Raw genomic sequence first — 19752 nt, 5'->3', positions numbered from 1 at the left:
ACCCCCTGTTTTGCCCGCGGCGAAAGTATGCCGTTTGCAGGATTCGTCAATGCCGAATTTCTCACGGAAAGTGGTCCGGCGAATGATTTATGTGCAGAGTTAAGGGATAATGCTTAAGTTCGTCGATCGGTTGTTTGCGGGAAAAGTGCTACGCCAATCGATATCATCTGCATGAATGGCTGAGTATTTGCGAAGGGCTTTCGAATTCTTCTGCGAGATTAAAATTTGGCAAGGTAATGCCAAATCATCTGGTGGCCTCGAAGTCGGGGGGGCGTCGACTTCCCGCTTAGATCGATGTGATGAGCTGAGTCCGGAAGTTGTGCTTGCCGGTATGCGTCCAGCGTCGGTTGCCGCCCAATGATGAGCAGTCAAGGGATAGCCCGTCTTAAATTGAGAATTATGCATAGAATGCATTGACGGAAGATGGAGTGTAGGAACGGAAATTTTTATTTTTTTAACTGTTATAAGTGGAGCGGTGGTAGCGTGAATTGCAGATCTGAAGCGTGAAGGAATCGCTCGACAAGTTGATCGTTTCTTTGCAATGTTCGGTGGATTGTGCCGGGGCCATGAACAATTGTCAGGAACGATATGGATGACGATCCGTCAGCGCTCGAACTTGCCGAAGCGGTTGCAATCTATCTGACCGAGGAACTGGACCGAAATTCCGACGTATTCATCCCGGTGCACCGCGATGTGGCGGTCTGCGCACTCGGCATCATCAGCGCCGCGATCGACGAACTGGCCAATGAGGCGAGAAAGCCACATTGATCGCGGCCAGGGGGAGGGATGACGTGGCGCGAGTGAGCCGCCGCCTGATCCGGTAAAGCATCCAGCCGCCGCGAGACGTCGCTCGCGAAGGCGATGCGACGTCCTGCTGGGCGGACCGGTTCTGTAGGCCCGGCTATGTGGGGCAATCAGGCCAAGATCATCAGGCCCGAATAATCACGGAACTGCGCGAAGCGTGGATCAGTCTGCCTGCTCGACCTGATCGAGGTAGTCGGCATAGCCTTGTGCTTCCATCTCCTCGCGCGGGACGAAGCGGAGGGAGGCGGAATTGATGCAGTAACGCAGGCCCCCACGATCGAGCGGGCCATCCTCGAAGACGTGGCCGAGGTGGCTGTCACCATGGGCGGAGCGCACTTCCGTGCGGCTCATCCCGTGGCTGTGGTCCACCAGGTTGTTCACGTTGGCGGGCTCGATCGGTTTGGTAAAGCTGGGCCAGCCGCAACCGGACTCGTACTTGTCGGACGAGGCGAAGAGCGGTTCTCCCGAAACGATGTCGACGTAGATCCCGGGCTTCTTGTTGTAGAGATATTCCCCGGTGCCGGGGCGTTCGGTGCCACTGCGCTGCGTGACGTGGAACTGCTCGGGCGTCAGGCGGGCAATGGCCTCTTCAGTCTTTTCGTAAGTGGGCATGCGTCGTTCTCCTTGGGCGCGAACATGGTGACGGAGCGGGGCGCTGGAAAGGGGTGCCCCGCCCATCGTTCGCAAGTTTGCGCCCGCGAAGACTGCAGCCCCGCCTTCGAGCAGCCAGCCATCGGGAAATGGGTCGGTGCCGCCGAAAATGCCCTTGCGGGCATTTTCAAACAGGCGCTCAGCCCGCCTTGATGCCGAGCTTGCGGCGCACCTTGCCGGGCGCCTTGGCTTCCTCCGTGGGTGCCTGCGCGTCGATGGCTGGGGCGGTCTCCGCGCGGGTGCGATCGCTTTTGCGGCCGCCGGATTTCCCCAGGCCGGCATTGACCGCCATCGTCTTTCGCTTTTCGGAGTAGTCGGCTGCGGTCAGCGGGTAGCTGCTGCCGAGGTTCCAGCGCGCCCGATAGTCGTCCGGCGTCAGGTCGTGTTCGGTCATGAGGTGGCGCTTCAGTGTCTTCAGCCTTGCGCCGCATTCAAGGCAGGCGATGGCATCGGGCCTGACCGAGCTGCGCAGGGACACGGCCGGCTGGCGTACCTCTTCGATCGGGGTTTCCGGCTGGCCCAGCGTTGAGAGCGAGGTGAAAACGTTCTGGATGAGCCTGGGCAGGTCTTCGGCGGAAACGGCATTGTTGCTCACATGGGCGGTAATAATGCCCGACGTGAGTTCGAGGAGGGCTTCTTGAACCATTTTAACTATCACCCGCGTTAATTGACGAATCGCACCGGCGCCCAAGCACCATTCGCAGTGGGTTTGTGCAAGGCGGTCGCGCGGGATAGTGGCCGCTTTTCTACAGAAACCAGCAGCTTAAATCGTTTTTATGAAGCGGTTCGATCGCGGAGGGCGGGCGTCTCTCGCTTCCTTGCCAAACGATTACCATGAATTGGTCATGTTTGCAGCGACAGCAGGTCAGTCAGACGTGTTGTGTGTGTTGGCTAACTTTCGAGCTTTGCCGATCGCAGGCGGTTGACTTCTGTGCCCGCTTTGGGCCCGCCTCACATGGTTCCGGCGTTCCGCAATCTTGATGCGGGTGCTTGTCGACAAGTTGGGGAAAGCCAGTGGACAGTGCCTCGTTCGAGGCTGGAACCTTGCCCTGAAAATCGCTAAAAACCGGTTGCCTTCGGGGCAGTTACCGGATCATCGACCCGGCCTGGCCTGTTTCCAGAGTTATCCACGGAGTTCCTCATGACCGGGGCCGAACTGGCCGCAGCCCGCAAGAACCGCGGACTGTCCGAAACAGAGCTTGGCAAGGCCATCGGGTACCGGGATCCCGCCCGCGCGGTACGGCGTCTGGAAGCGTCGGGCAAGGTCAATGCCCGGGCGCTCAACATGATCAAGGTGATCTTCGGGACGGTGGACCAGGACAACATCCGCGAACGCGGAACGAGGCGGCGTCCGCCGCATCCAGACCAGCTCTCGTTCGCGTTCTGACGGCAGTTTCCGGCGGTCATCGGGGGCGCGTCGCTCCGTCTTCTACGCAGCGCTGAACCCGCCGGTCGCGGGACGATGCGGGCGCATTCCCGGCCAATTGCGGGTTTGTCCGGATATGCCGGTCCGGGCATACGGGTAAGCCGCAGTCATGCGCGCGAAAACGCCTTCCGATGCCCCCTTCGGTCGGGCAGGGCGCTGGCCGGTCGGGCCGGGGAGAGCGGTCGTTATTGCGCTCATGGCCGGCTGGATCTCGGCAAGCGTGCCGGCGCAGGCAGCGGAACCGACCGACCAGATGGACGAAGTGGACGAGCAGGCCCAGGCCATCGCCACGATGGCGGGGAAGGACAGCGGCAGGGATGTGCTGGCGATCCCCTTGCCGATCACCAATCCTTCGTTGGGGACCGGTATCGTCGCGGCCGCAGTGGCATTCTACAATCCGAACGGGGCGCCGTCGCCGTGGATCAGCGGCGGGGCGGCCATGAAGACCAGCAACGGGAACTGGCTGATCGGCGGCTTTCACAGCATGTCGCTGGATGCAGACCGATACCGGATCACGGCGGCGGCGGGCGCGGGCAAGCTGGTGATCGATTACTACGGCATCGGCCCGGATGCGGGGGACCGCAATGTCGCGACGAAACTGGATAACAAGATCGTCGCCGTGCGCCTGCAGGGTCAGCGGCGCGTGGCGCAGGCGCTCTATGTCGGGATCCGTGCGCTTTATGTGAAGGTCGACGCGTCGAACGCCGATTCCGCGCCGCCCTATCCCGATCTGGTCATCCCTGCGGACGAGGCGAAATCCAGCCTTGTCCAACTCGGCCCGGTGGTGACCTATGACACGCGCGACGATACGCTCAATCCGCGCAAGGGCATCTATGCCCACGCCGAATGGTTGTGGAGCGTCAAGCTGCTGGGCGGCGATTTCGGTTCGCGCAAGTTGACCGCCGGTGCCAGCTGGTATCTGCCCCGGTCGCGTAATACCGTGCTGGCCTTGCACGCCGGGATTTGCGGCGCGAGCGGCGGTTCGCCGTTCTATGATCTGTGTCTCTACGGTCAGAAGAACGACCTGCGCGGATACAAGAGCGGCCGTTATCGGGACCGCGCAAGCTGGGCGGTGCAGGCGGAAGTGCGGCAGCACCTTTTCGGGCGGTTCGGCGCAGTGGCCTTCGGGGGCCTTGGTGGAACCGCGCCGAAGCTTGGGCGGATCGGCGACAGCAAGCTGCTGCCGGCGGGCGGTGCGGGGCTTCGCTATCAGCCTTCGCGCAAGACGAACATCAATTTGCGGCTGGACCTGGCGTTCGGCAAGGATTCGCGCGCAATCTACCTTGGCATTGCCGAAGCGTTCTGACCGCGCGTGCGGTGTCTCCGAACATTGCGCAACTGTGAACGCTTCGCCCCGGCGTTATGTGAAATGACCGGAGGGGGGAGGGCATCGGCGATGCTCGACTCTTTAAATAGTGAGCACTATTTCTTGTAGTGCGACTGTCTGGCCAGACCAGATCACACCATCACTGTCCCGCTGCGTGCCTTGTTTTGCGCGTCCAGCAGTTGTGGGTTCGACGGAATTCTCCAATTTTGCCGAAATTGTCGGACAATTATTTCGAGGTAATTCTTATCCAGTTTTCATAACCAGCAAAAATAAATGATCGGGAGAGGGAATGATGACGAAATCCATTTGCCGCGCCATGCTTTTGGCGGGGACTGCCCTGGGATTCGCCGCGCCGGCACTGGCGCAGGAAAACGCCGATGAAATCGTCGTTACCGCCCGCCGCGTAGAGGAACGCCTGCAGGACGTTCCGATCTCGATCACGGTCTACAATCAGGATCAGCTCAGCAACCGCAACGTGGTGTCCGGCGCCGATCTAGCCACTTATACGCCCTCGCTCTCTTCCAACGCGCGTTACGGTGGGGAGACGGCGACGTTCGCGATCCGTGGCTTTACGCAGGAAAGCTATACCTCGCCATCGGTGGGCGTCTATTTCGCGGATGTCGTCGGCCCGCGCGCGCAGGGCGGAACGCCGGGGGGTAACGGCGCCGGCGTCGGCATGTTCTTCGACCTTCAGAACGTGCAGGTGCTGAAAGGCCCGCAGGGCACGCTGTTCGGCCGCAACACCACGGGCGGCGCGGTGTTGCTGGTGCCACAGCGGCCCAAGGACGACTTTGGCGGCTATGTCGAAGGATCGATCGGCAATTTCGACATGCGGCGTTTTCAGGCGGTCGTGAACGTGCCGCTGGCGGAGACTTTCAAGGTTCGCCTCGGCCTCGACCGGCAGGTTCGCGATGGTTACCTGCACAACCGCTCCGGCATCGGGCCGGACGATTTCGGCGATGTGAATTACTGGGCGTTTCGTGGATCGGTACTGGCGGAGATCACGCCGGACCTCGAAAACTATACCATCGCCAGCTACACCCGATCGCGCACCAATGGCACGACCGGCAAGATCGTCGTCGCCAACGCGCCGGGCTGCCGGGATGACGTGCCCGCGCGATTTGCGGCGCCGACGCCGGGCTCGACAGCCTCATATCTCGCTCCGATGGTCTGTGCGGGCACTCTGGCCCGTGCGAAGGCGCAGGATTACGGATATTGGGACGTCGAAAGCGGGCACCCGAACCCGTTCCTGAAGATCGACAGCCTGTCGCTGATCAACACGACCACCTGGCAGGCGAGCGACACGATCACGCTGAAGAATATCGCGAGCTATCAGGAGTTCACCCAGTCGCAGGCGTTCAATGTCGGCGCGGACAACCTGACCTATCAGGGCCTGCCGGTCACCTGGGTGGGCGTCACGCCTGCCAGAAGCCTGCACAATATCGACCAGTGGACTTTCACCGATGAGTTCCAGTTGCAAGGCCGTACGCCGGATAACAAGCTGACCTATCAGGGGGGCGTCTATTACGAGCGTTCCGGTCCGCTCTCGAACTGGCAAGGGACGGTTTCGCAGATCACCACGGTGCTTTCACCGGCGCAGACCGGGCTGCCGATTCCGGTGTTCACCACCTCGTCCTGCTCGGACATCGCGAACTACGTCTGCACCAATCTGAACAGCCTTGGCGCCAAGGCGATCCCGTCGATCCTGCAGAACTCGCTGACGCGTTACTGGTATCGCAATATCGGCCTCTATGCGCAGGCGACGTACAAGATCGTCGAGGCACTCTCGCTGACGGGCGGCATCCGCTACACGATCGACAAGGTGCGCGGCGAGGGCGGCACCCGCACGGTGCGCGTCTCCAACGATACGCCTTCCTTCTTCTGCGCCGCCTATCCCACCCGGCCGGCGCCGACCGGGGACGACTGCGTTACCTCGCTCACCCAGAAGTCCGAAAAGCCGACCTGGCTGATCAGCCTCGATTACAAGGTCATGCCGGACGCGATGGTCTATGCGAAGTACGCGCGCGGCTATCGCCAGGGCAACGTCAACGTATCGAACACAGTGCCGGTGGGCTGGGGCCCTGAAAAGGTCGATGCCTATGAAATCGGCGCGAAGGCCAGCTTCCACGGAAAAGTCTCGGGCTATCTGAACCTCGCCGGGTTCTACAACGATTTCAGCGACCAGCAGCTTTCCGCCAACCTCATTCCGGACGGCACCGTGGCAGGAGCATCGCCGTCGCAGGTGATCGTCAACGCCGGCAAGTCGCGCATTCAGGGCATCGAGGCGGAAGGCGCGGTGAACTGGATGGGCTTCAACCTGACCGGCGGCTACACATGGCTCGATACCAAGCTGAAGTCCTACTCGCCGCCGTCGATCCCCGGCTATCTGCCGCCGTCGACCGGCGCGGCGGTGGGCGGGGTGCTGCCGCTTTCGCCCAAGCACAGGATCACGCTGACGGGCACCTACACGCTGCCGCTGGATGACAGCATCGGCAAGATCTCGCTCTCGGCGACGTATACCTACACCGCCAAGCAACTTGCCGCGAACGACAGTCCGATCGGCTGGCTGCCTTCGACGAATCTCTGGAACCTCAACGCGAACTGGAATTCGATCGCGGGTAGCCCGGTCGATCTTTCCGGGTTCGTCAGCAACCTGACCAACGAGAAGTATCCGGTCTTCGTGGGCAATGCCTGGAATTCAACGGGTTACGATTCGCTGATCCTGGGTCAGCCGCGCATGTACGGCGTGCGGCTGCGCGTTCGTTTCGGCGGCGACGCTTTGTAAGAACAGGGGAGGGGGACGGGGCGCAACAGCCCCGTCCCTTTTCAGTCCTTGTTGGCGTTGATGCCGTCCAGCACGAATTCCAGCACGGCGTCGTCGATCTCTTCGTCGGACGCCAAGCCCGGCGGGAACAGCACGTCCTTGAACATCACGTTGGCCAGAACCGCCGCGAAGGAAACGCGCACCATCAGCTTCGGATCGATCCGGGGCGCGTTGCCCAGTCGCTTGGCCTGAACCGCGGCGCCACGCTCGAAGTATTCGCTGAGGCTGCTGATCGCCCGCGCACTGGCATCGCTGTCCGTGCCGTGCAGGCTGGCGGTCAGCACCGTGAGCAGAAGCTGCGAATGCTCCTGCAGGAACCGCTGAAGTTCCGCGATGTAGAGCCGGGCGTTCTCGCGCCGGTTGCCGGTGGCCGGATCGTCGATCGCGTGGCTGTCGTTGAACTGCTCAAGATGCGTGTCGAGCGGGCGGAACACCGCCTCCTGAAACAGCGCGGCCTTGGACGAGAACATGCGGAAAAGCTGCGCCTCGGTGCTTTCGGCACGGCGCGCGATTCCGGCGGTGGTCGCGCCGGAATAGCCGCAGCGCTTGAACTCCTCTTCCGCCGCTTCCAGCAGGCGGCTGGCCACTTCCTCCGAAGTCCGCCGCTTCCTGCGCGTCGTCTTGTTCTCTTCGCTCACCACCGCTCCATCGTTTGCCGGGGGCACGCCTAGCAAATGTGGATGCGCCAGCGCCATAGCCGTTCAACTGCGCGGCACGGAATCGAAGAAATCGAGCCCCGCCTGCTCAGGGAACAGGTATTCCAGATAGTGCCCCAGTTCCGGCACATCGACGAAGCAGGCCTGCAGCAACGGATTGCGGCTGCGATAGGGCACGGCCCAGCCGTTCTGCTCGGCCTGCTGGAACACACCTTCCCACTGCTGCTCGTCATGGATCAGGAAGCCGAGGTGGTGATGGCGGATATGGAATCCTTCACCTTGCGGCAGCCGGCCGCTGTAGATTTCGGAACCGGGGCCGGTGGCTTCGATCAGTTCGTACATCACGGTGCCGACCCAGGCGAAGTCCGCCTTGATATAGCCGCCCTGGGGCAAGGCGCCTTCCAGCCGGCGGAATTCGCGGATGCCCAGTCGGCCCGAAAACAGCGCCCGTGCCGCCTCGATATCGTTGGTCGTATAGGCCATCTGGAAGTGCTCGCTGAGCAGCAGGCCCGAACCCGTTTCGAAACGATCCACGGAACGGTCAAGCAAAAGCGGCATCACGATCTCCCTTCAGAACGCAAAGGATAGTATATGCTATCTATCTTGCGCAAGCCCCGGCCTTCGCCCTAGTATCCCGGACTCGAAGGGGCTGCGCGACAGCGACGCGGCTGCACGGAGAGGATTAAGGATATGGCAAGCGATCTGGATGGCCTTGGCTATCGCGGCAAGACGGTGGTGGTGACGGGCGGCGCATCGGGGATGGGCGAGGCTGCGGCGCGGATTCTGGGCGATCTGGGCGCGCATGTGCACATCATCGACATCCAGGAGCCCAAGGTACCCCACGCAGGCTTTTATCGCTGCGACCTGTCGGACTTCGATCAGGTGCGCGCCACGGCGGAAGCCCTGAAGGCCATCGCGCCGATCCACTTCCTGTTCCCTTGCGCGGGTCTGCCGCCGCATATCAAGGGCGCGCTCTACTGCATGCGGGTCAACTATATCGGCACGCGGTTGCTGGTGGAAAGCCTTGTGCCGTCGCTGGCGGATGGAGCAGGGATCGCGCTGATCTCCTCCGATGCGGCGATGGGCTGGCAGAAGAACATCGCGCAAAGCCTTGAAATGCTGGCGATCGGCGATCCCGACGAAGCGCTCGCCTGGGTGGAGGCCGATCCTGAAAAGCGGCTGCGCGATGGCTACACCACGTCCAAGGAAATGCTGGTGGTCTGGGTGGCGAAGGCAGCGGTCGCGCTGGGGAACGAGCGGCGCATTCGCTTCAACGCGATCGGCCCGTGCCCGACCAAGACCGCGTTCATGGACCAGTCCGCCGATGTGATCAGCCAGGAATTCCTGGACGCATGGCCCTATCCTTCGCTGGGGCGCATCGCGACGGCTGAGGATCAGGCCTGGCCGCTGGTGCTGCTGAACAGCCCGCTCAACGGCGCGGTTACCGGGGCTTTCCTCTACACCGATCAGGGCTTCGCAACCGGCGTGATGACCGGGGCGATCGACGCCTCGTTCATGATGGGCAGCCAGAGGGAGAAGGCCTGACGGCATGAAATCGCCGGGGCGGTGAAAGCCCCGGTGCACTTCGCCGGAAAAGGCTTGTCGGGCCGGTCGGGATAGGATTTAGATAGTGCGTGCTATCAATAGGGTTGGAGAGGCCCCCGCGATGGAAATCGAACCGAGCATTCTTGCCTATCTGACCGACCTCGAAAGTGCGGTCGCCAACCTGCAGGACACCTGGCATCCGGACGATCCGACCTATCGGGCCGACGTCTATCGCCAGACGATGACCAGCCTGTCCTATGCCTATTTCGCCTATTTCCACGCCACGCCCGAACATCCGGATTGGGCGCCGCTGTGGAACCCGGTCTTCACGCTCCAACCCAATCCGGACGATATCTACGTCCAGTCGCCGATCCGGGGCGATCTGACGTATCGGATTTCGGGCAACCGTGGGACGTGCCGGATCCTGTCCTTCACCAGCCAGAAAGTGCAGTCCGGTTCGGTGGATGAGATGCCCCGGCCGAACGGGCATAACGAAGTGGACGATACCGACCTTGGCCTTGAACTGGGTGAGGATTTCTCGGTGATCTTCAGCGCCGAACGGCCGGAGGGCTATGACGGCAAGTGGGCGAAGATCGATCCGGAGGCGGGGTATCTCTACTTGCGCTATCGCAGCTATGATTGGCTGAACGAGGTTGATCCGCAGCTTTCGATCGAATGCCTCGATCCCGTGCCGCCCAAGCCGCGCCTTGCGCCTGAGGAAATCCTGCGGCGCATCAAGGAGATGGCGAAGTTCCCCGGCCGCAAGACCAAGCTTTACTACCCGATGCAGAACGGCGTGAAGGAGCGTGTGGGCTTCAACGTCTTCGAACCGATCCGCATGCCCGGCGCGCTGGTGAAGCAGGTCTATTGGCCTGCGTGCTTCCAGCTTGAGGCGGACGAGGCGCTGATCATCGAGACGGAGATTCCGGCCAAGGCGCCGTACTGGAACATCCAGCTCAACGATCCGTACTTCAACGCGCTGGAGTACGTCTATCGCATCTCCAGTTCGAACGGCCATTTCGCGAAGCTGAGTTCGGACGGGAAGTACCGTGCGGTGATCGCGCTGGAAGATCCCGGCGTGCCGAACTGGCTGGACCCGGCCGGCTATACCGAGGGTGGCATCTATGGCCGCTGGTACGATTGCGACAGCGAGCCCACGCCGACGATCAAGCGCGTGAAGCTGTCCGAACTGCGCGATCACCTGCCTGACGATACGCCCGTGGTCACGCCCGAGGCGCGCGAAGAGGAACTGCGTCAGCGCGTACGCGCCTGCCAGCGCCGCCGCCGTTGGTAGTCATGGGCCGTCGGTAACAAGAATAAGATACGAGAGAGGATACCCGATGGACTTCGGATACGATCCGCCGGAGCGGTTCCGCACCGCGTCGGACCAGGCGCATGAGATCGTCGCGCGCGAACTGGGGCACGACGATTTCGGACCCGGCGATTACCTGCACGGGCTGAAGGTCATGCTCCAGTCGATGGACTACGACCCGCATTTCACCGAACAGGGGCGGCGCGCGGCATGGGGGCAGGTGATCGGCGTGCTCCGCAGCCGGGCCGGCGCCTTCAAGGCGATGAAGGACAATCCGGGCTTCGATGCGGAAGCGATCACGAGCCCCGTGGTCATCACCGGCGTTCCGCGCACGGGCACCACGGCGCTCCATCGGCTGATGGCGGTGGACCAGCGTTTCCAGGGTTTGCAGACGTGGCTGCTGGACGCGCCGATGCCGCGTCCGCCCTTGAGCGAGTGGGAAAGCTATCCCGAATACCGCAAGACCGTCGCGGTGCTGGAGGCGCGCTATGCTGCCGCCCCGCAGAAGCGCGCGGCGCACCATATCGCCGCCGAGGAAGTGCACGAATGCTGCATGTTGCTGCGCCAGTCGTTCGTGTCGAACCTCTGGAGTTGCGGGTGGTCCGCGCCGACTTACGATGCTTGGTGGCAGTGCCAGAGCGAGCAGGCGGCCTATGACTACTATTACCGCTGCGTCCAGCTGATCGGATCGAACGATCGCGACAAGCGCTGGCTGCTGAAGAACCCCGGACATATCGAGAATCTCGATCTGCTCTTCGCGGTGTTCCCGGAGGCCAAGGTGATCCAGACCCACCGCGATCCGGCCAAGGCGGTGCCCTCGCTGGTGTCGCTGCTGATGACGCTTCATCCCACGATGGAGGAAGGCCGCGCCGACCAGCGCGCCGCCAACATGCTGGAACGCGAAGTGGCCAAGTGGGCGAACGCCGTGCGCAAGGCCGATGCGGTGCGGCAGCGCCATCCGGGCAAGGTGCTGGACGTGGTGCATCTCGATTTCCATCGCAACCCGATGGACGTGCTAGACCGCATCTATGCCTTCATCGGCATGGACATTCCGGACACGACGCGCGCGCAGTTCGCGCAGCGGATCGAGGAAAAGCCGGAGCTTCAGCACGGCGTCCATCGCTACTCGATTGCCGATTACGGCATGACGCCCGAACAGGCGCGGGAGCCCTTCGGGGACTACATCGAACGCTTCGATCTGGTGGAGAAAGGCAAGTGAGGGCAGCGCTCTATCCGGGCGGCGGCCGCCCGATCGTCATCGAAAGCCTGCCCGATCCGCGCCCCGGCCCGGACGATCTGCTGATCCGCGTGGACCGCTGCGGCATCTGCGGCACCGACCTTTCGATGACCAAGGGTGGCATGTGGGACTATGGCGCGAACGTGCAGTTCGGCCACGAATATGCGGGCGAGATCGTCGAGCTGGGCAGCAATGTGCAAGGGTTCCGGATCGGCGAGAAGATCGCCGTCCTGCCCTCGGTCGCCTGCGGGAACTGCCGCCAGTGCCGTGCGCATGGCAACAATGTGCTCTGCCAGTCCAGCCCGGCCAAGGCGATGGTAGGCTTTGCGGAACTGGCTTCCGTGCCAGCCAGCGTGGCGACCAAATTGCCCTCGACGCTTTCGCTGGCCGATGGCGCGCTGATCGAGCCGCTGGCGATCAGCCTTTACGGCACCAAGTTCGCCTCGATCGCGCCGGGCGACCGGGTGTTGGTGCTGGGCGGCGGCACGGTCGCGCTCTATGCGATCTACTGGGCAAGGCGATTGGGGGCAGGGCGCATCGTCGCCATGTCGCGCTCGGCGCGGCGCAAGGATCTGGCGCTGGCGATGGGCGCGGATGCCTTTGTCGCCTATGGCGATGGCGAGATCGGCGAAGTGGCCGAAGCGCTGGGCGGCCCCCCGCAAGTGGTGTTCGAGGCGGTGGGTGCGGAAGGCATGCTCTCCAAGGCGATCATGCATGCCGACCAGTTCGGCCGCATCGTGTCGTTGGGGTTCTGCACTGCGCCCGATCCGGTGATCCCGGCCATCGCCTCCTACAAGTGCGTCTCCATGCAGTTCGCAGTGGGCTATTCGATGAAGGAATTCGTCTACATCGCCGACCAGATGGACAAGGGCCATGTCGATCCCAAGGCGATCGTCACCAATGTGATCGGCCTGAACGAGTTGCCGGACATGTTCGCCACGCTGCGTGGACCGAACGAGGAAACCAAGGTCCACGTGCGCTGCAACGCATCCTGACGGAGAGCCGATCATGACGAAGATACCCGCGCTTGTCGTCGGCACCGGCTTCGGCTGCCGCGTCCACGTTCCCGCCTTGCGCGCCGCCGGTTTCGAGGTGGTGGGCCTTGTCGGCACCCGGCCGGACAAGCTGGAGCGCAAGGCCGCCGATGCCGGCATCCCCGCGTTCTTCACCGATCTGGACGAAGCGATCGAGAAGACCGGCGCGCAGCTTGTCACCATCGCCTCGACGCCTTCTACCCATGCACCGCTGGCGATGAAGGCCATCGCGCGCGGCTGTCATGTCCTTTGTGAAAAGCCCTTCGCGCTCGATGCGGCCGAGGGGGCGGCCTTGCTGGAAGCGGCAGAGCAGGCAGGCGTCGTCCACATGGTCGCGCATGAATTCCGCTGGCTGCCGGAGCGGGCGCTGTTCGGGCGCGCGATTGCCGATAGCCTGATCGGCGAGCCGCGCTTGCTGGTGATGGACCAGTTCATCCCCTTCTGCGCCGATCCCGAGGCGCGGCTGCCCGGCTGGTGGTTCGATGAGGCTTCGGGCGGAGGCTGGTTGGGAGCAGGCGGATCGCACCTGCTCGACCAGATCCGCGCTTGGCTGGGCGAGTTCGACAGCATTTCCGCGCGCCTTCTCACGGTGTCCGACCGGACGGACGTTGCCGACGACAGCTACTCGCTGCGGTTCCGGCTCGCCAATGGGCTGGAAGGCTCGATGCAGCAGAGCGCGGGTGCATGGGGGCCACCGGCGACTTTGGTGCGCTGCGCCGGCAGCAAGGGCACGGTCTGGATCGATGCTGGCAAGGTGATGCTGGCCGACAAGAGCGGGACGCGGGAACTTGAGGTGCCCGAAGATTTGCGCCTGCCCGTGGCGGAGGCCTCGGCTTCCGGGCGTCCGCCAAGTTTCGAACTCGGCCCGTTCACGCGGCTTTGCGAAGCGCTCCATGGGGCGATCACTGGCGGGGCCGGGCAGTCTGCCGTCGCCATTCCGACATTCGCGGACGGGCTGGCCTCGATGAAGATCATGGATGCGATCCGTCGTTCCTCTCAGGAAGGCGGCGCGTTGAAGGCGGTCTGAGGAGCATGACGATGGACAAGCGCGAACGCGGCATCGATTATCTCGGCAAGTCGCTGGCGGCGGGCGAGGGGGATAGCTTGCGCGAGCATCTGGACGGCGCGGACTTCGGAAAGGAGTGCGCGAGTTGGGCGGCGGACTTTGCCTACGGCATGGTCTGGTCGCGCGAAGGGCTGGACCCGCGTTCGCGCAGCTGTGTGGTGATCGGCATCCTGATGGCGCTGCGCCAGACGGAGGAGTTGAAGCACCACGTCCGCATGGCGCTGGCTAATGGGATCAGCCGCACCGAGCTGGAGGAAATCCTCTACCTTGCGGTGCCCTATGCCGGGTTTCCGGCCGCTAACACCGCGAAGTGGGCGATGAAGGAAGCGCTCGCCGCGATCGACGCGGCCGAACGAGGCGACTGACGCCGCGCTACCAGCGGCGCCTGCGCTGGCAGGCGCGCACTCTGCGGCGCAATTCCTCCGCGCGTTCCTCCGGCGTGATGACGGGCGTGTCCGACGGCAGATAGTCGCGCAGATCCGCCAGCCTTACGCGCTTGATCGTCGGTGTCGGCTCGCTGTCGCAATCGTACCAGCGGCCGTAGATCGTCCCCTGCTTGAACCCCGCCGGATCGAGCCAGTTCGGCACGCCGGGGTCCTCCAGCGCGATCACGGCGCGGAACTTTCCGTCCGAACTTACCCGCGCATAGTGGCCGTTGGTGCTGGAGAGGCGATAGACGTATTCGGTGGCGTTGAAGTACGGATCGTTGAGCTGGAAATTCCAGTAGCGCCGGTGCGCGGGCAAGTCGGTTTCGACGATCAGCGCTTCGCCATCCTCCAGTTCGTAGACGGCCGGTAGATAGACCTGGCGCGTGAACGATCCGCCGTATTTGATCGGTTCGAACACGTTCACGCCCACACGTTCGCGAATGCCGTTCTGCATCGGATAGAACAGGCGCAGCGCGCGTTCGGGCATATGCGCCATGTGGTCGATGCGTTCGAGGATCTCTTCGGGAGACAGACGCTGCTTCGGCCCCGCGGGATCGAGGCATTCGATCGACATGCGCGGATCGACCTCATTCTCCCAGTCGTAGCTGCGGTATCGCGTCATCAGCACCCGCGCGCCGGGGGCGATGCGCAGCCAGTTGCCCTGATGGCCTTCGGGGCGTTCGGCGCTCAGCAGCAGTTCGAAGTCGCCATTCGCATCGACCTGCAGGTCACCGTCGTCGATGTCGTTGTAGTGCGCGCCGGTCAGGTCGTTTTCCCAGGGCATGCCGGCAAGGCTGAGCTGGGTGGTGAAGGTCACCATCTTCACGGTGCCGCGATTACCGCTGATGCGATAGCGCCGCTCGCTGCTGATCGGGCAGTAGAGGTAGATGTCGTCCGGATTGGGCTGGAGCGTATATACCGGGTTCCACAGCGGCCCCCAGTCCGGATGGTCCGCATCGGCATGGAAGAACGCGAAGTAGGCGTAGGAGAACTGCATCGCGATCTGGCGATAGACATCGGCGCGGTAGGCCGGATCGTCCGGCCGCCAGGTGTTCGCGATTTCCGTCACGGCGTCTTCCAGCGGGGCGAGGTATTCCATCAGCGGTTTGATCGCGCTCGTCATGCCGGTTTCACCCTCTCGCTTCGGCAATCTCGTGCCTGTCGAATTAGATGGTATATACTATCTAATCTTGCGCAAGGGCTCTGTCGTCGATTGCGTCATTCCGGATAGCGTGTACTATCTTTTGGTCGAGTCCCGCGGCCTCGCAAGCGCCCGGGCTGTTCAGAGTCGAGGGAAGAAAATGAAACTGGAAGAGATGATCCTGATAAGCGTCGACGATCACATCTGTGAGCCGCCGACGATGTTCGACAACCAGCTTTCCGGCGACCTGCTCGCCAGCGCGCCGAAGCTGCGGATCGACAAGCACGGCAAGAACTATTGGGAATATCAGGGGCGGCGAAAGGGATCGATCGGCCTCAATGCCGTGGTCGGCCGGCCTTTCGAGGAATACGGCATGGAGCCGACCTCGCTCGATCAGCTGCGTGACGGTTGCTACGACGTTCATGCGCGGATCGACGACATGGACGTGAATGGCATCGCCGCATCGATGTGCTTCGGCAACTCGATCGTCTTCGATGGCCAGACCTTCCACCAAGCGCCGGACAAGGCACTGGCACTGCGCCACATGCAGGCCGCGAACGACTGGCATTACGAGGAATGGTGCATGGCCTATCCCGGCCGCTTCATTCCGCTGGGCGTGCTGCCGACCTGGGACATGGATGCGACCGTGGCGGAGATTCACCGCCTTGCGAAGAAGGGCTTCCGCACGGTCCAGATGAACGAGAATCCCACCGTTCAGGGGCTACCCAGCATCCACAACGATTACTGGAACCCGTTCTTCAAGGCGATTGCCGACACCGACATGACGGTGGCGCTGCATATCGGCAGCGGCAATCCGGCGCCGCACGCATCGATGGAAACGCCGATCGAGGCCTGGATCTCGACGATGCCGCTCTCCGTCGCGCAAGGCGTGGCGGACTGGCTTCAGCTTGAGGAACTGCACCAGTATCCGGACATGCGCATCGCCATTTCCGAAGGCAGCATTGGCTGGGTGCCCTATTTCATGGAGCGGGCCGACTTCTCCAACTGGCGCCACAAGACCTGGACGCATTCTCGGTTCCAGGATCTGAAGCCCAGCGACTTGTTCAAGCGGCACTTCCTGAACTGCTTCGTGGACGATCGCTTCGGCCTGCGCCACCTGGACGAAATCGGCGAGAACAATGTCGCCTACGAATGCGACTATCCGCATTCCGACACGCTGTGGCCGGACGTGCCCGAGCATCTGTGGGATTCGGTGAAGCATCTGACGGACGAGCAGATCGACAAGGTCACCCACACCAACGCGCTGCGCTGGTTCCGCTTCGACACGTTCTTCGAACACAACAAGCGTGAGGATATGACCGTGGGCGCATGCCGTGCGCGGGCGAAGGCGAAGGGCGTCGATACCTCGCCAAAGTCTTCGGGCGGCGCGCGACCGGTCGACGGTGCGGAGCCGCGCCCGGTGACTTCGGGCGACATCATGACGATGTTCAAGCACCATGCCGACGAACGGGCGACGGAACCGGCGAACTGAGAATGCGGCCGCGGGAGGCGGCTGCGGCCGCTTCCCGTCCCAACGAGAACCCTCAGGACTTGGCCGTGTTTACGGTGAGCCCTTCCATCACGAAGGCCGAGATCGCCATCCTGATGTCCTCAACCCCTGCAAGGCCGGGCTCGAACAGCCAGTCCTGAAACAGCAGGCAGGACAGGATCGAAACGAAGGAAATCCTCGCCAGCAGCGCCGGATGGACCGCCGGTTCGCCATCGATGTTCTTCAGTGCGGTGGCAGAGGCCTTGTCGAAGAAATCCCGCAATCCCTGCACGCCGGCAATGCCGTCGATCCCGTCCGTCTTGTAGGATTGCGCGACCATCAGCGACATCAGGGCCCGCGCATGGCGGCCGACGAAGTCCTGCAGCTGGCCGATATATTCGACGGTGAGCGCGCGCTTGGTGTCGGCTGTCTGCAATTCGGGCGGGTGATCTTGCATGAAGGCATCGAACTGGCGGCTGAGCGGCCCGAAAATCGCGTCCTGAAAGAGCTGGGTCTTCGATCCGAAATGTTTGAACAGCAGCGCCTCAGCCACGCCGGCGCGGCGAGCGATGGCGGCGGTGGTGGCGCCGCCGAAGCCCTTTTCTTCGAACTCGTGGGTAGCCGCATCCAGCAGTCTCTCGATGACCTCTTCGGTGCTGCGCCGCCCGCGTTTCGCAGGCAATCGGTCTGCGGGCGAGGAAGGAAGCTCGGCCCCCACCATCAATCCAGCGGCATGCCGCCAAGCGAGGGGCCGCCGTTCACGGCGATGGTCTGCGCGGTGACGTAGGAGGCGGCGTCGCTCGCCAGGAAGACGATCATGTTTGCCATTTCATCGGGCGTGCCGGCGCGGCCGAGGGGGATCGGCTTGGCCATGTCGTCCCCCGTCAGGCCGGCTGCGTCCCAAGCGGCCGCCGCGCGAGGGCTGGCGATCATTCCGGCGGCCACGCAGTTCACGCGAATGCCGTGGCGGCCCCATTCCGCCGCCGTGACCGTCGTGAACATCTGGAGCGCGGCCTTCGCGGCCGAGTAGTGCGCGCCGCCCTTCACGCCGGTGATGCCCGCGTTCGACGATATGTTGACGATGGCGCCGGACTTGCTGGCGATCATGTGCTGGCCCGCTTCGCGGGTGCAGAGATAGGCCGACTTTGCATTGAGGTCGAAGATCGCATCCCAGCCGCGCGTGGGGATCGTTTCCAGCGGGCCCATCCGCGTGCCGCCCGCGTTGTTGACCAGCACGTCGATCCGCCCGAACGCTTCCATCACGCGTTCGACCATGCGGATCACCGCCTCTTCGTTCTTCACGTCTGTGGGGATGGCCAGGCATTCGCTGCCGCTTTCCGCTGTGATGCGATCGGCGGCGGCCAGGAGTTCATCGGCCGAACGGCTGCAGATCGCCACGCGGCAACCCAGTTTGGCGAGTTGCAGCGCGGTGGCATAGCCGATGCCGGTGGCGCCGCCGGTGACGATCGCCACCTTTCCCGAAAAATCGAGATGATCGGTAATCATTGTTCGCTCTCCCGAGGACGCGGTGCCGCGCTGCATTGGGCCTTTTCAGGCGATGGCGCCGCTGGCCTTGAGCTGTTCGATCCGGTCCCACTCCATGCCCAGTTCCATCAGGACCAATTCCGTATGCTCGGACGCTTGCGGCGAGCGGGTCGTCTCGACCGGCGCATGGTCGAACTGCACGGGGCCGCGCACCAGCTTCATCGGCTTGCCGCTGCCATCTTCGGGATCGATCTCGAAGATCATGTCGTTGGCGAGGGCCTGCTCGTCGTTGGAAAGATCGAGCAGCGTCTGGAACGGCGCCCACTGGCCGGAGAAAGTCTTCATCTGCTCCCGCCAATAGGAGAAGGGGCGCGCGTTGAACTGGCGGTTCATCACTTCGGCCGCCGCCTCCCAGTTTTCCATCAGCGATCGGGCATCGGCAAAGCGCGGGTCCTCGGCCGCTTCGGGCACGCCGATCGTGGCGAAAAGGCTGCGGATATGCGGGCCGGGGATCAGCGTGTTGAGGTTGATGGTGCCGCCGTCCGACGTCTGGAAATTGCCCATGAACGGGTTGCCGGGCCGCCCGCCGCCGGTCGGCAGCTTGGAGCGCAGGACCTGTCCGCTCTCCACCTGCTGGTCCAGCCCGGCGCCTGCTGCCCACCACGCGCTGAGCAGGGAGACGTCCAGTTCCACGGGCTGGCCGGTGCGTTCGCGATGAAACAGCGCGGCCGAAATGCCGCCGGCAATGTTCATGCCGCCGATGGAATCGCCGAAGGCGGGGATGCCCTGCGCCAGAGGGATAGGAATGTCGGACGGGCTCATCGACAGGCCGACGCCGCTGCGCGTCCAGAACGCGGTATTGTCGAAGCCGCCAATCTCACGCTCCGGCCCCTTGTCGCCATAGGCGCTGCCCCGCGCATAGATGATGTTCGGATTGGCGGCGCGGATATGCTCAAGGTCGATGTTCAGTTTCCGCCGCGCGGCGGGCAGATAGTTGGTCAGGAACACGTCGGCGCTGCGGGCCAGTTCGTAGATGACTTCCTGCCCCTCCGCCGTGGAGATATCGACGCCCACGCTGCGCTTGCCGCGATTGGGATGCTCCATCAGCGTATTGCGCCGGGGATCGAGCTTCATGCCGCCCAGGTTGATCAGGCCGCGCATGGCATCGCCGCGCACCGGATGCTCGATCTTGATGACATCCGCCCCCCAGTCCGAGAGAATTGCCCCGGCCGATGGCACGAACGTATGCTGGGCAACCTCCAGCACGCGGATGCCTTCCATCACTTTGGTCATTCGCCTCTCCCGGGGCAATTTCGATTAAATAGTG

19 protein-coding genes are annotated in these 19752 nt (G+C 63.1%); 11 read left to right on the top strand and 8 right to left on the bottom strand.

What is annotated here, in order from left to right; genetic code table 11:
* Positions 1 to 588 precede the first annotated feature (588 nt).
* Positions 589 to 768 (top strand): hypothetical protein, encoded by a 180-nt coding sequence (locus WBP07_RS08785; protein WP_395395574.1) that lies wholly within the window; start codon positions 589 to 591, stop codon positions 766 to 768.
* A gap of 198 nt (positions 769 to 966) precedes the next feature.
* On the opposite strand, the gene msrB is transcribed toward WBP07_RS08785, so the two are convergent.
* Both msrB and WBP07_RS08775 read right to left on the bottom strand, forming a co-directional pair.
* Positions 967 to 1416 (bottom strand): peptide-methionine (R)-S-oxide reductase MsrB, encoded by a 450-nt coding sequence (msrB, locus tag WBP07_RS08780; protein WP_395395573.1) that lies wholly within the window; start codon positions 1414 to 1416, stop codon positions 967 to 969.
* Positions 1417 to 1594: 178 nt separating this feature from the next.
* Positions 1595 to 2146: a MucR family transcriptional regulator gene (locus tag WBP07_RS08775; RefSeq protein WP_395395572.1), complete on the bottom strand. Its 552-nt coding sequence runs from the start codon at positions 2144 to 2146 to the stop codon at positions 1595 to 1597.
* Positions 2147 to 2596: 450 nt separating this feature from the next.
* On the opposite strand from WBP07_RS08775, the gene WBP07_RS08770 reads away from it, so the two are divergent.
* The 3 genes from WBP07_RS08770 (at position 2597) to WBP07_RS08760 (ending at position 6993) form a co-directional block, all read left to right on the top strand.
* Positions 2597 to 2842, top strand: a complete 246-nt coding sequence (locus WBP07_RS08770; protein ID WP_395395571.1) for a hypothetical protein — start codon at positions 2597 to 2599, stop codon at positions 2840 to 2842.
* 235 nt (positions 2843 to 3077) lie between these two features.
* Positions 3078 to 4187 (top strand): BamA/TamA family outer membrane protein, encoded by a 1110-nt coding sequence (locus WBP07_RS08765; RefSeq protein ID WP_395395569.1) that lies wholly within the window; start codon positions 3078 to 3080, stop codon positions 4185 to 4187.
* A 310-nt stretch (positions 4188 to 4497) separates the two neighbouring features.
* Positions 4498 to 6993 (top strand): TonB-dependent receptor, encoded by a 2496-nt coding sequence (locus WBP07_RS08760; protein WP_395395567.1) that lies wholly within the window; start codon positions 4498 to 4500, stop codon positions 6991 to 6993.
* Between the two features lie 41 nt (positions 6994 to 7034).
* Here the strand turns inward: WBP07_RS08760 and WBP07_RS08755 are convergent, their stop codons facing one another.
* Both WBP07_RS08755 and WBP07_RS08750 read right to left on the bottom strand, forming a co-directional pair.
* The gene (locus tag WBP07_RS08755) at positions 7035 to 7670 is read right to left on the bottom strand and encodes a TetR/AcrR family transcriptional regulator (protein WP_395395565.1); all 636 of its coding nucleotides are present in this window, start codon (positions 7668 to 7670) and stop codon (positions 7035 to 7037) included.
* 63 nt (positions 7671 to 7733) lie between these two features.
* Positions 7734 to 8246 carry a hypothetical protein gene (locus tag WBP07_RS08750; RefSeq protein WP_395395563.1) on the bottom strand — a complete coding sequence of 171 codons (513 nt, stop codon included), beginning with the start codon at positions 8244 to 8246 and terminating at the stop codon, positions 7734 to 7736.
* 132 nt (positions 8247 to 8378) lie between these two features.
* Here WBP07_RS08750 and WBP07_RS08745 point away from each other — a divergent pair, with 132 nt between their 5' ends.
* The 6 genes from WBP07_RS08745 (at position 8379) to WBP07_RS08720 (ending at position 14247) form a co-directional block, all read left to right on the top strand.
* Positions 8379 to 9233 carry an SDR family oxidoreductase gene (locus WBP07_RS08745; protein ID WP_395395561.1) on the top strand — a complete coding sequence of 285 codons (855 nt, stop codon included), beginning with the start codon at positions 8379 to 8381 and terminating at the stop codon, positions 9231 to 9233.
* Between the two features lie 121 nt (positions 9234 to 9354).
* On the top strand, positions 9355 to 10527 hold the full coding sequence (locus WBP07_RS08740; protein ID WP_395395560.1) for a hypothetical protein: 1173 nt from the start codon (positions 9355 to 9357) through the stop codon (positions 10525 to 10527).
* Between the two features lie 46 nt (positions 10528 to 10573).
* A complete protein-coding gene (locus WBP07_RS08735) occupies positions 10574 to 11764 on the top strand; it encodes a sulfotransferase family protein (RefSeq protein WP_395395559.1) in 1191 nt (396 codons plus the stop codon).
* Positions 11761 to 12777, top strand: a complete 1017-nt coding sequence (locus WBP07_RS08730) for an alcohol dehydrogenase catalytic domain-containing protein (protein WP_395395558.1) — start codon at positions 11761 to 11763, stop codon at positions 12775 to 12777. The genes WBP07_RS08735 and WBP07_RS08730 overlap by 4 nt, the downstream gene beginning before the upstream one ends.
* A gap of 13 nt (positions 12778 to 12790) precedes the next feature.
* On the top strand, positions 12791 to 13843 hold the full coding sequence (locus WBP07_RS08725) for a Gfo/Idh/MocA family protein (RefSeq protein ID WP_395395557.1): 1053 nt from the start codon (positions 12791 to 12793) through the stop codon (positions 13841 to 13843).
* 11 nt (positions 13844 to 13854) lie between these two features.
* Positions 13855 to 14247 (top strand): carboxymuconolactone decarboxylase family protein, encoded by a 393-nt coding sequence (locus WBP07_RS08720; protein WP_395395556.1) that lies wholly within the window; start codon positions 13855 to 13857, stop codon positions 14245 to 14247.
* A 7-nt stretch (positions 14248 to 14254) separates the two neighbouring features.
* Here WBP07_RS08720 and WBP07_RS08715 read toward each other — a convergent pair whose 3' ends face one another.
* On the bottom strand, positions 14255 to 15433 hold the full coding sequence (locus tag WBP07_RS08715; protein WP_395395555.1) for a DUF1214 domain-containing protein: 1179 nt from the start codon (positions 15431 to 15433) through the stop codon (positions 14255 to 14257).
* A 178-nt stretch (positions 15434 to 15611) separates the two neighbouring features.
* Between WBP07_RS08715 and WBP07_RS08710 the strand changes: the two genes are divergently transcribed.
* Positions 15612 to 16943 (top strand): amidohydrolase family protein, encoded by a 1332-nt coding sequence (locus WBP07_RS08710; RefSeq protein WP_395395553.1) that lies wholly within the window; start codon positions 15612 to 15614, stop codon positions 16941 to 16943.
* Between the two features lie 52 nt (positions 16944 to 16995).
* Here the strand turns inward: WBP07_RS08710 and WBP07_RS08705 are convergent, their stop codons facing one another.
* The 3 genes from WBP07_RS08705 to WBP07_RS08695 are packed head-to-tail and all read right to left on the bottom strand — an operon-like array spanning position 16996 to position 19718.
* On the bottom strand, positions 16996 to 17622 hold the full coding sequence (locus tag WBP07_RS08705) for a TetR/AcrR family transcriptional regulator (protein ID WP_395395551.1): 627 nt from the start codon (positions 17620 to 17622) through the stop codon (positions 16996 to 16998).
* 38 nt (positions 17623 to 17660) lie between these two features.
* On the bottom strand, positions 17661 to 18446 hold the full coding sequence (locus tag WBP07_RS08700) for an SDR family NAD(P)-dependent oxidoreductase (protein WP_395395550.1): 786 nt from the start codon (positions 18444 to 18446) through the stop codon (positions 17661 to 17663).
* Positions 18447 to 18491: 45 nt separating this feature from the next.
* A complete protein-coding gene (locus WBP07_RS08695) occupies positions 18492 to 19718 on the bottom strand; it encodes a CaiB/BaiF CoA transferase family protein (protein WP_395395549.1) in 1227 nt (408 codons plus the stop codon).
* Positions 19719 to 19752 lie beyond the last annotated feature (34 nt).

Source organism: Novosphingobium oxfordense (assembly GCF_044029435.1).
Taxonomy (GTDB): Bacteria; Pseudomonadota; Alphaproteobacteria; order Sphingomonadales; family Sphingomonadaceae; genus Novosphingobium.
Note: the sequence above shows the minus strand (reverse complement) of the source record. Positions and strands in the feature narration are given on the sequence as shown.

What these genes read in the sequence shown, in the direction of transcription:
- WBP07_RS08700 (WP_395395550.1), bottom strand. Translation starts at nt 18,446, where the DNA reads ATGATTACCGATCATCTCGATTTTTCGGGAAAGGTGGCGATCGTCACC.
- WBP07_RS08710 (WP_395395553.1), top strand. Translation starts at nt 15,612, where the DNA reads ATGAAACTGGAAGAGATGATCCTGATAAGCGTCGACGATCACATCTGT.
- WBP07_RS08785 (WP_395395574.1), top strand. Translation starts at nt 589, where the DNA reads ATGGATGACGATCCGTCAGCGCTCGAACTTGCCGAAGCGGTTGCAATC.
- msrB (WP_395395573.1), bottom strand. Translation starts at nt 1,416, where the DNA reads ATGCCCACTTACGAAAAGACTGAAGAGGCCATTGCCCGCCTGACGCCC.
- WBP07_RS08770 (WP_395395571.1), top strand. Translation starts at nt 2,597, where the DNA reads ATGACCGGGGCCGAACTGGCCGCAGCCCGCAAGAACCGCGGACTGTCC.
- WBP07_RS08760 (WP_395395567.1), top strand. Translation starts at nt 4,498, where the DNA reads ATGATGACGAAATCCATTTGCCGCGCCATGCTTTTGGCGGGGACTGCC.
- WBP07_RS08715 (WP_395395555.1), bottom strand. Translation starts at nt 15,433, where the DNA reads ATGACGAGCGCGATCAAACCGCTGATGGAATACCTCGCCCCGCTGGAA.
- WBP07_RS08740 (WP_395395560.1), top strand. Translation starts at nt 9,355, where the DNA reads ATGGAAATCGAACCGAGCATTCTTGCCTATCTGACCGACCTCGAAAGT.
- WBP07_RS08695 (WP_395395549.1), bottom strand. Translation starts at nt 19,718, where the DNA reads ATGACCAAAGTGATGGAAGGCATCCGCGTGCTGGAGGTTGCCCAGCAT.
- WBP07_RS08745 (WP_395395561.1), top strand. Translation starts at nt 8,379, where the DNA reads ATGGCAAGCGATCTGGATGGCCTTGGCTATCGCGGCAAGACGGTGGTG.
- WBP07_RS08750 (WP_395395563.1), bottom strand. Translation starts at nt 8,246, where the DNA reads ATGCCGCTTTTGCTTGACCGTTCCGTGGATCGTTTCGAAACGGGTTCG.
- WBP07_RS08720 (WP_395395556.1), top strand. Translation starts at nt 13,855, where the DNA reads ATGGACAAGCGCGAACGCGGCATCGATTATCTCGGCAAGTCGCTGGCG.
- WBP07_RS08765 (WP_395395569.1), top strand. Translation starts at nt 3,078, where the DNA reads ATGGCCGGCTGGATCTCGGCAAGCGTGCCGGCGCAGGCAGCGGAACCG.
- WBP07_RS08735 (WP_395395559.1), top strand. Translation starts at nt 10,574, where the DNA reads ATGGACTTCGGATACGATCCGCCGGAGCGGTTCCGCACCGCGTCGGAC.
- WBP07_RS08725 (WP_395395557.1), top strand. Translation starts at nt 12,791, where the DNA reads ATGACGAAGATACCCGCGCTTGTCGTCGGCACCGGCTTCGGCTGCCGC.